8 protein-coding genes and 1 tRNA gene are annotated in these 9,609 nt (G+C 44.1%); 4 read left to right on the top strand and 5 right to left on the bottom strand.

Annotation, left to right across the window (positions count from 1 at the left end; genetic code table 11):
* Positions 1-376: 376 nt before the first annotated feature.
* Together DP117_RS20215 and DP117_RS20220 are read left to right on the top strand one after the other, a co-directional pair.
* Positions 377-1,696: a hypothetical protein gene (locus DP117_RS20215; RefSeq protein ID WP_169220056.1), complete on the top strand. Its 1,320-nt coding sequence runs from the start codon at positions 377-379 to the stop codon at positions 1,694-1,696.
* Positions 1,697-1,750: 54 nt separating this feature from the next.
* Positions 1,751-1,821 (top strand) — tRNA-Gly (locus tag DP117_RS20220).
* Positions 1,822-1,918: 97 nt separating this feature from the next.
* On the opposite strand, the gene pstB is transcribed toward DP117_RS20220, so the two are convergent.
* From pstB to pstS, 4 genes are all read right to left on the bottom strand, one after another.
* The gene (gene pstB / locus DP117_RS20225; protein ID WP_169220057.1) at positions 1,919-2,725 is read right to left on the bottom strand and encodes a phosphate ABC transporter ATP-binding protein PstB; all 807 of its coding nucleotides are present in this window, start codon (positions 2,723-2,725) and stop codon (positions 1,919-1,921) included.
* Positions 2,726-2,775: 50 nt separating this feature from the next.
* Positions 2,776-3,666 (bottom strand): phosphate ABC transporter permease PstA, encoded by an 891-nt coding sequence (pstA, locus tag DP117_RS20230; RefSeq protein WP_169220058.1) that lies wholly within the window; start codon positions 3,664-3,666, stop codon positions 2,776-2,778.
* 19 nt (positions 3,667-3,685) lie between these two features.
* Positions 3,686-4,636 carry a phosphate ABC transporter permease subunit PstC gene (gene pstC / locus DP117_RS20235; RefSeq protein WP_169220059.1) on the bottom strand — a complete coding sequence of 317 codons (951 nt, stop codon included), beginning with the start codon at positions 4,634-4,636 and terminating at the stop codon, positions 3,686-3,688.
* Between the two features lie 142 nt (positions 4,637-4,778).
* Positions 4,779-5,960 (bottom strand): phosphate ABC transporter substrate-binding protein PstS, encoded by a 1,182-nt coding sequence (gene pstS / locus DP117_RS20240; protein WP_169220060.1) that lies wholly within the window; start codon positions 5,958-5,960, stop codon positions 4,779-4,781.
* 315 nt (positions 5,961-6,275) lie between these two features.
* Between pstS and DP117_RS20245 the strand changes: the two genes are divergently transcribed.
* Positions 6,276-6,863, top strand: coding sequence for a biotin transporter BioY (locus DP117_RS20245; RefSeq protein ID WP_169220061.1), 588 nt, complete (start codon positions 6,276-6,278; stop codon positions 6,861-6,863).
* Positions 6,864-7,223: 360 nt separating this feature from the next.
* A complete protein-coding gene (lspA, locus tag DP117_RS20250; RefSeq protein WP_169220062.1) occupies positions 7,224-7,697 on the top strand; it encodes a signal peptidase II in 474 nt (157 codons plus the stop codon).
* Positions 7,698-7,916: 219 nt separating this feature from the next.
* On the opposite strand, the gene DP117_RS20255 is transcribed toward lspA, so the two are convergent.
* Positions 7,917-9,209: an RNA-guided endonuclease TnpB family protein gene (locus DP117_RS20255; protein ID WP_339381340.1), complete on the bottom strand. Its 1,293-nt coding sequence runs from the start codon at positions 9,207-9,209 to the stop codon at positions 7,917-7,919.
* Positions 9,210-9,609: the final 400 nt, after the last annotated feature.

The raw sequence follows: 9,609 nt of genomic DNA on the forward strand, positions 1-9,609 counted from the left end.
ATGACTACCAAATAAAGCTTACCTGCATATGTTAATGCCAGTACTACAGCGCAAAAAGATCTGGCTCACTTTTGAGCCCAATCCTATCTCGCCACGGCTATGGCTGTTGCTACGCTACGCGCTTCAGCTCAAGAGCATGCTTTTGCTTTGTTGTACTAGAGCATCGGTACACTCATCCCACGCAACCCGGTTTCTTTAAGGTGGCTCAACTATTCGGGGTTTTTTATCGCTCATTTTGACACTTTGTACCGGCGCAAAGAGTGCTTACTTCAAGAAATCACAACAAATAATAAGGCAATGCTACACTGGCTCAGGAACATTACTGACTACACAGCGGAAACTCCCTGCAGTGGCTCCTCAGAATACATGACTTAGCATGACACAATCAGTTGCTGACAAAACCCCTCTTCCAGATAAAGCCTGGAGGCGACACACCGATCCACCTGCTTTGTGGATTGCTGTAGCTACAATTTCTATTACCCTCCACTTGCTGCTCTTTTGGCTGCTGCGTTCGTATTCGCATAACCTCTTATCACGACAAAGTTCGTCAAATCCTATCCCAATAGATTTTGTGGAGATTTCTTCACAACCAAAAGCGTCGTCAAACACAAAACCAGTTTTGTCTAAAAGAGTCTCCACAACAGAAAAGTCGTCTGTCGTCAGATCACCAAAGTCAGCCACTCAAGAAAATTTAACACCAAAATCTACCTCTACTGTCGAAGATAGCAACGCGATTGCTTTGACAAACCCAAACGAAGCAAAAACTTCTCAACCTCCACAAAAAGATACAACTGAACAATCCTCAAAAAGACAGGTTATCCTCTCGCCAGAAGACACACAACCTTTACCTCAACCTGTTGAAACATTACAACCAACTCCAGAGCAAACCCAGCCAGAACCTCCGCCACAACCGACTCCAGAAGTTACTCCACAAGCACAACAACCACAACCAACTCCAGAGCAAACTCAGCCGGAACTTCCACCCCAGCCGACTCCAGAAATCACTCCACAAGCACAACAACCACAGCCAACTCCAGAACCGACAACTGCTTCAGATAATCCAGAGCCACAAAATCAAGCAAATCAGGAGCTAGACGAGCAAAATCAGGCTTCAAATCCGCAGAATAACACTACAAATTCACCTCCTCCTGATTCCTCAGCCGAAACACCTGAGGAACCAAAGTTATCTAACGAGTCTACAGAATCTCCTAGTCCTCTTCCTGGACAACCTGATGAGCAGGTTATTGTTGGACAAGAAACACCATTACCACAGCTTGCTCCTCCTGTCAAACCAGAGCAGTCACCCTTGGATGAGCCAAAAGCGGGAGGAGTCGCGTTAGCAACTTGGGACATAGAAGCTGATGCGGTTAAGAGAGATATACAAGATAATCCTCCTCAGATAGTGGGAGACATCAAAGAGAAAGAACTAGACTCGCTTGCACTCAATACAGAACTCGGCGAGCAGCCCATAGAGTTTAAAGTTGTTTTGTTAATTGATTCTGATGGCAACTTCAATAGTCTCACTTTATATGATCTGAAAACTCCAGAACCACAAGCAACACAATATCGTGAGTACGCCGAGAAAATTTTCAAAGATCAAAAATTTATTCCAGCAAGCAGTGACAATGGAAACAAGCCTCCTTTGGGCCAACTTGTTGTCAACATCAAAATACAGCGCACGTCCCCGAAGTCATAACCAAGTACTTGGCATTTGACTAAGCTTGTGTTATACTCAAATAGTTGTGAAATCGCGGGCGTAGTTTAGTGGTAAAACTATAGCCTTCCAAGCTATTAATGCGGGTTCGATTCCCGCCGCCCGCTTCTTGAGTGATAGTAAAAAGAGTTCTTGGGTTAATCCTAAGAACTCTAATCTTTTTATGACAGAGCATCATTGCCAAAAAACAGTAATATATTATTTTTAACCGAACTTACCGCTGACATATTCCCTAGTGGCTTCCTGTTTCGGGTCTTGGAAAATTGTCTCTGTGCGATCATATTCTACAAGGTAGCCGGTACGACTTCCTTTTTCGGAAGTTTGAACGTTGAAAAAGGCTGTCTTATCTGAAACCCGCGAAGCTTGTTGCATATTGTGAGTCACAATAATGATTGTGTACTGCTCCTTGAGTTCGTGCAGCAAGTCTTCAACCCGTAGGGTGGAGATGGGGTCAAGAGCAGAGCAAGGTTCATCCATTAAGATCACTTCAGGTTGAACTGCGATCGCACGGGCAATACACAAACGCTGTTGTTGTCCCCCAGATAAAGATAAACCACTTTGCCGCAGTTTATCTTTCACCTCATCCCATAAAGCCGCTTGTCTGAGCGATCGCTCTACTAACTCGTCCATATTACCTTTGTAACCATTCAGTTTCGGTCCAAAGGTGATATTGTCATAAATTGACTTGGGAAAAGGATTTGGTCTTTGAAACACCATCCCAATTCGACGACGCACCACAACAGGGTCAATGTGAGGTGCATACAAATTTTCACCTTGATAAAAGATATTACCTTCAGCTCGAAAACTATCAATTAGGTCATTCAGGCGATTGTAACAGCGTAGCAAAGTACTCTTACCACATCCAGAAGGACCGATAAAGGCTACGACCTTATTTTTCGGGATATCGAGCCAAATATCACGTACAGCTAAGAATTTGCCGTAGTAGACGTTGAGTCCTTCTGTACGAAAAACGGTATCAGTTTGATTTGGGCTTCTAGTGTTAGTTGTCATAAATTTGCAGATTTGATTTTGATGAGAGTGAAACTTGCAATTTGCTTGACTTATTTGATTTGGCGACTTGTTGCCCACCGTGCAGTTATACTAGTCAGCAGAACTAAGAGAACCAATATCAAAGACGCCGCCCAAGCCAATGACTGTAGGTTTTTAAACGGAGAAATTGCAAAATTGAAAACTAAAACTGCAAGAGATGCAGTCGGCTCGAATATACCACGAGGCCAAAATTGAGAGAATAAAGCGGTAAATAGCAAAGGTGCGGTTTCTCCGGAGGCGCGGGCGATCGCCAAAGTAGCCCCAGTTACAATTGACGGTACAGCTGCTGGTACAACCACCCAGGCTACAGTTTGAAAGTTAGTCGCACCTAATCCAACAGCGGCTTGTCGCAAATCTTGCGATACCAACTGCAATGCTTCATCAGTGGTTCTGACAATAATTGGCAGCATCAAAATAGACAAAGCAAATCCCCCAGCGACGGCTGAGAATCCGCCTGTTGTTGCAACTACAATACCATAGGCAAATACACCAGCTATAATTGAAGGAACTCCGCTGAGAACGTTGGTCGCAAAACGAATCCAACGAGACAACTTCCCAGAGCTAAATTCCGTCAAATAGACTGCTGCTAAAACTCCTAAGGGAATGCTAATTAACGCTCCAATCCCTACCATCACGAGCGTTCCCAGTATGGCATTGCCAAAGCCTCCTCCTTTTACCAAAGGTGGTGGTGGCAATTTGGTAAATAAGTCTAAATTCAGACTACTTAAGCCTTGGATAAGAACGTAAGACAGCACTGCGATCAAAGGCACAAGAGCTATTATCCCGCACAAGAAAGCGACTACCGTCATGACTGTATCAAACAGCGTCCGGGGAGAGGTAGCAGAGCGAGATAAGTTACCGGTAGTTCCGGCAGAAAAATTGTTACCAGAAGTAGAAGTCATTCTTTAATACACCCAGATACTACAGTCGCTTCACTCGCAGAACGATTAACTCTGCCAAAATGTTGACTATCAGGGTTAACACAAACAGAACTAACGCCGCATACATCAAAGCGCTAACTTGCAAACCGCTTGCTTCCGCAAACTGATTCGCCAACAAAGAAGAAATTGTGTTAGCTGGTGCAAAAATTGAGGCGTTAATGACGTTGGCGTTACCAATGATCATTGTGACAGCCATTGTTTCTCCCATTGCTCGACCCAGCCCCAACATCACAGCACTGACAATACCTGAAAAAGCAGCTGGAATGATCACTTTCAAAATCGTTTCCCAACGAGTTGCTCCTAATCCCATCGCCGCTTGACGCAAACTCGGGGGGACAGAAATCAGTGCATCACGGGAAATAGCTGTAATAATTGGCAAAGTCATAATTGCCAATATAACACCCGCTGGAAACATTCCTGGTCCTGTAGGAGGAGTACTAAAAATTGGTAACCAGCCAAAGTAAGCGTTAAGCCATTTTCCAATACCTGTCACTATGGGAACCAAAACGAAAATTCCCCAAATCCCATAAACAACACTCGGAATAGCTGCTAATAGTTCCACCAAAAAAACTAGGACTGTCTGTGCAGATGATGGTAGCAAATTTTCGCTAAGCAAAACAGCAGTTCCAATACCAATTGGTACTGCTATCAATAAACCAATAAATGCACTCACCAAAGTTCCATAGACTTGCGGTAGAACTCCGTAGTCATTATTGACTGGGTTCCAAGCGCTTTTTAGCAAAAAGCTAGCACCAAACTGTAGAATAGCAGGCATTGCCTGAATGGCAACTTGTATCGCAATCCATAATAAAATAGCTGCGACTGCTAGCGCAAAAATCCGAGTCAACAAAATGAAACCTTGATCCACTGATTTTTCGACTTCAGAGCGAGGTTTCACTCTCGGTTGACTATTCCCGGCTTGTATATTCATGAACGACTTTACCCATCAACTTAAAACAATGTGGGAGCGAACCACATAGAAGAATTCAAAATTCAAAATATGGCACGAAGTGCCACGCTGCGCTATCAAAATTCAAAATTTGACAAGCAAAATTTGACAAGCAATACTAGTGCTACTTGCTTGCGCTAGCACCACCACCATCACCACCAGCAATTTTGTAATCTGGGCTAATCGCATCAGCAGCCGCAGTCACTATTTTCACCACACTTGCAGGTAAAGGAACATATCCTAGTTGTGGAGCAGATTTTTGACCCTCTGTCAAACCGTATTCAATCATGGCTTCTACCGCTTTAGCTTTTGCCGCGTCAGGATACTTCTTGTAAACCAAAAGCCAAGTATACGTAACAATTGGATAAGAATCTTTTCCTTCTGGATCTGTAATGAAGGCGCGGAGATTTTCTGGCAATTCTACAGCATCCAAAGTTTTAGATGCCGATTCATCTGTTGGTAAGACAAATTCACCTGCTTTATTTTGCAAAGCAGCATAAGTCAGTTTGTTTTGTGCTGCGTAACCATACTCAACATATCCAATTGCACCTTGAGTTTGTTGTATTTGGGCAGTCACACCTTCATTACCCTTAGCACCAACTCCTGTAGGCCAACTTACAGTTTTGCCTTCACCAACCTTGGATTTCCATGTTGGATTAATCGCGCTGAGGTGTTTTGTGAACACACCCGTAGTTCCACTACCATCAGAACGATACACAACCGTAATTGGTTGCTTAGGAAGTTTGGCACCAGAGTTCGCTGCAGCAATTTTTGGGTCATCCCAAGACTTGATATTGCCTAATAAAATATTTGTATAAACGTCCCGTGGAAGTTTGAGTTCCTGTACTCCCGGTAAATTGTAAGCGAGCACAATACTACCAGCAGTCATAGGGAGCAGAAGGACACCGTTTTGCACCTTCTTAATTTCTTCATCAGTCATGCCAACATCGCTAGCACCAAAGTCCACAGTACCTTTGGTAAATTGCTCGACTCCAGCACCGCTGCCAACTGACTGATAATTGACTTGGAGATTGGGATATTTCTGGTTTAATGCTTGGAACCAAGTTTGATACAGAGGTGCTGGGAAAGAGGCTCCAGCACCAGTTAATCTCACTTGTCCACCCAAGTCTAGTTTTCCAGGAGCACTAGCAGTCGCATCCTTTGCAGCACCACCAGGAGCTTCGCCAGTAGTAGTACCGTTTTCCGCTTGCGGTCCACCACAAGCAGCCAAACTCAGGCTCAGTGCTAATACTGAAAAAGCTCTTGTGATGCGAGAAGTATTGGTTACAGGGGAATGAGAAAGCATGGATAGATTCTTTTGGTGATTTTCCAGCTAAGCGCTTATACTATACAGCTGAATAGTAAAGATAAGGTTAACGTAATCGGAATGACTACTTTCTTTTCACTCCTGACATCGCAAAATTTAACATTTTTTCCTGGAGTAAATTTTGTAACTCCTATTCAGTCATGAGGAATATAAGTACTACTTTAGTACATGAGTTTTAGTCAAACACGTTATGTAGAAATAAAACAATTAAGACAGTACAGAAATCAAAGAATGAAATAATACTTAATGAATTGACACGTTTGTACCAGAGTTTTTTGCATGAGTGTTTTGTAAATGCTAGCCGCATCCAATCAATTACTATGGTCTATGATTGGCTTATTGCTAACGATGGGTGGTACCTTTTTAGAAGCTTATGTCACCACCTCACCGTGGAGTTGGAGTCAATATGGGATTCATGCTTTTTCTCTAGGTGTCACCTATCAAATTGGCGGGGTGCTGCTAGCTGGTTGTTTAGGAGGCAAAAATGCTGGTGCGCTTTCGCAAATTGCGTATTTGGTAATGGGGTTAACATTGTTACCTGTATTCGCTGATGGTGGTGGCATTGGTTATGTTAAGCTATCCCAGTTTGGTTATTTGCTCGGTTTTATTCCTGGAGCGTGGATTTGTGGGTTTTTCGCGTTTCAAGCTAGACCTCGACTAGAAACTCTCGCCTTTAGTTGCTTTTGTGGCTTGTTAACTGTCCACGTGTGCGGTATTTGTTATTTAGTGATGAGCTATATTTTTCAATGGAAAGGAACAGAAACTCTGTCTTTGATGCAAGCTATACTTAAATACTCCGCTTTAGCGCTCCCTGGACAACTAGCCGTGGTTTGTGCTGTCGTTGTGATAGCATACGTGCTGCGCCACCTGATGTTTTATTAGTTAATAGTCTTTAATGATTAGTCATGAGTTCTTTGCTGATGACTAATGAACGGCAGGTGACGCCAGGTGCTCCACTTGGCGTCACCTGCCGCGTGGGCGGGGATGCCGACTTGAGCGGTCTGGCACCAGACCCCAAGACGAGCCACTGCTGCTTTGAGGGTTTCCCGACAACAGGCATGTGGCGTCCGCACTGGCTCCTTTATGCCGGGAAACCCGTCCACCGCACTGCCTCCTAATGACTAATGAACGGCAGGTGACGCCAGGTGCTCCACTTGGGGAGACCCCAAGACCGCACTGGCTCCTTTATGCCGGGAAACCCGTCCACCGCACTGCCTCCTAATGACTAATGACTAATTCACCATGCGTGTAAAAAATCTCCTCTTTTGGATTGCTGCCTTTTTAGCTTTTTCGTTAGATCAACTGACAAAATACTGGGTGATGCAAACTTTTAGCTCAGGACAGACACAAGCACTGTTACCGGGAGTCTTTCACCTCACTTACGTTACCAACACTGGTGCAGCTTTTAGTTTGTTAACTGGGAAAGTAGAGTGGTTACGCTGGCTATCTTTAGGAGTGAGTTTGGCTTTGATAGCACTGGCATGGTTTGCAGCTTTGCATTTTTGGGATCAACTAGGCTATGGCTTGATTTTAGGCGGAGCTATCGGTAATGGCATCGACCGATTTGTTCTTGGCTACGTGGTTGATTTTCTTGATTTTCGACTGATTAACTTTCCAGTGTTTAACTTAGCAGATGTTTTCATTAACATCGGTATTATTTGCTTGCTGATTGCTACCTTTCTCAAAACACCTACTTCACATCGTAGGTCACGTTGACCAACAACACTAAGGAGTGAAGGATAATTTCCCTCACTCCCTGTTGTTACGTTAGCGGCATTCGTGAACTACCCAACGCCGACCCTATAGGGTACGGCGTGGGCTTCTGTACTCATAGGCGAGTGCCGCAAATGAGACTTTCGTCCCATTTTTGGTCTTACCTCCCCTCCTACAGCAGAGACGGCTGAACCTTCCGCCCTTACGGGTTCGCCAGTTGCTCTACTTGGGGAGACCCCAAGACGAGCCACTGCTGCGGGAGGGTTTCCCGACAACAGGCATGTGGCGTCCGCACTGGCTCACCTTTAGCATTCTGATTCCTTCTGCTCTAATATTGATGGCTGCATTTCCATCACGATCATGATGAGCACCGCAGTTCGGACAAGTCCATTCCCTTACATCTAGCGGCATCTTGCCCATCTGATAGAAACAATTAGAACAAAGCTTGGAGCTAGGGAACCATCTATCTATTTCAATCAACCTCGCGCCTTTGCGTTCTAGCTTATAGGCTAAGAAGTTGGTGAATGTTCCCCATCCACAATCAGATATTGCTTTTGCCAGGTTATGATTACGAACCATGCCTTTGACATGAAGGTTTTCTACTATGACAGCTTGACTATCGCTGACCAACTTGTAACTAAGTTTATGTAGAAAATCTTGCCGCGAATTGCTAACTCGTTCGTATACTTTGGCAACAAGTTTTCTATATTTGAACCGCGAAGAACTACCTTTTTGTTTACGCGCTAACTTCTGTTGTTTACGCTTCAGGTTTTTCTCGTGCTTAGCAAGATGTTTGGGATTGTCGTACTTTGAAACCTTTTCGCCATCAGTTACAACCGCAAAATGTTTCAATCCTAAATCGACACCATAAATCTTGCCCTCTGTTGTAGATGAATTTTCGCCCTCTACTTCAGTCACGGGGTCTTCCACGTAGGAAAAGGAGCCAGCCCTCGTTTTATTTATCTGTGAGACAAGACGCGTACTCGAAGTAATAGGGCTGGCTCCTTTTCCAGGGGACAAATGCGTCAGGATAGACGCAAAATATTTGCCTGATGGAGTCTTGCTAATGGTGACAGTCTTGATTTTTCCTTCAACTGGTCTATGTATTTTGGCTTTGACTATCCCGATGTTGCCAGGAAGTTTGACATTGCCATTCACGATTTTGACATTTTGAGGATATTGAATTGACTGTTTACCATGCTTAGACTTTACCCTTGGAAATCTTGCTCTACCATCAAAAAAGTTCTTATACGCTGTAGTTAGATTGAGTGTTGTAGCTTGCAAAACTTGGCTATAACAATCCGCTAACCATTCTGTATCTTTTTCTTTTTTGAGCTTAGGCAAAAGTGCATTGAGTGCTACTTGCCCAAGTCCTTTCCCGGTTTTTTTATAAACTTCAATACTCTTATTCAGCGCGTAGTTCCACCACCAACGAGCAGAACCAAATGTCTGAGCTAGCTGTATTTGTTGCTGTTTGGATGGGTATAACCGGACTTGTATGGCTTTATGTAGCACTCAATATTACCTCCTTGATTTCTCTATCTTACTACTATTTACACTTACTAGTAAAGTGATTCCGGAAAAAATAGCGGTTTCTCATACATCTTTTCCTTGTCTTTCCTGCGGAAAGAATTAGTCAAAGATGCAATCGTCACCAATTTGTCCCCTAAAAAATGGGCAGGGCTCGTTTGCGCAGCGTCCCTCTTAGGGACTAGCCCCATGATTAATCGTGGGGTCAAGACGAGTACCCGTATTAGCCCTGCCCATTTTTTTCGTGTTAGACTCGGTCACCGCTCGCCTTATATCCCGACGCTAAACGGAGTACCGTTATAGCGCGGGACGAGGGTTGGGCAAACCCAAGGGCAAAAATGGACAACCCTTGTATTTTTGTCTGCGACAGTCAACTCGTTTTACC

Origin of the sequence: Brasilonema sp. UFV-L1 (assembly GCF_012912105.1) — a bacterium.
Taxonomy (GTDB): Bacteria; Cyanobacteriota; Cyanobacteriia; order Cyanobacteriales; family Nostocaceae; genus Brasilonema.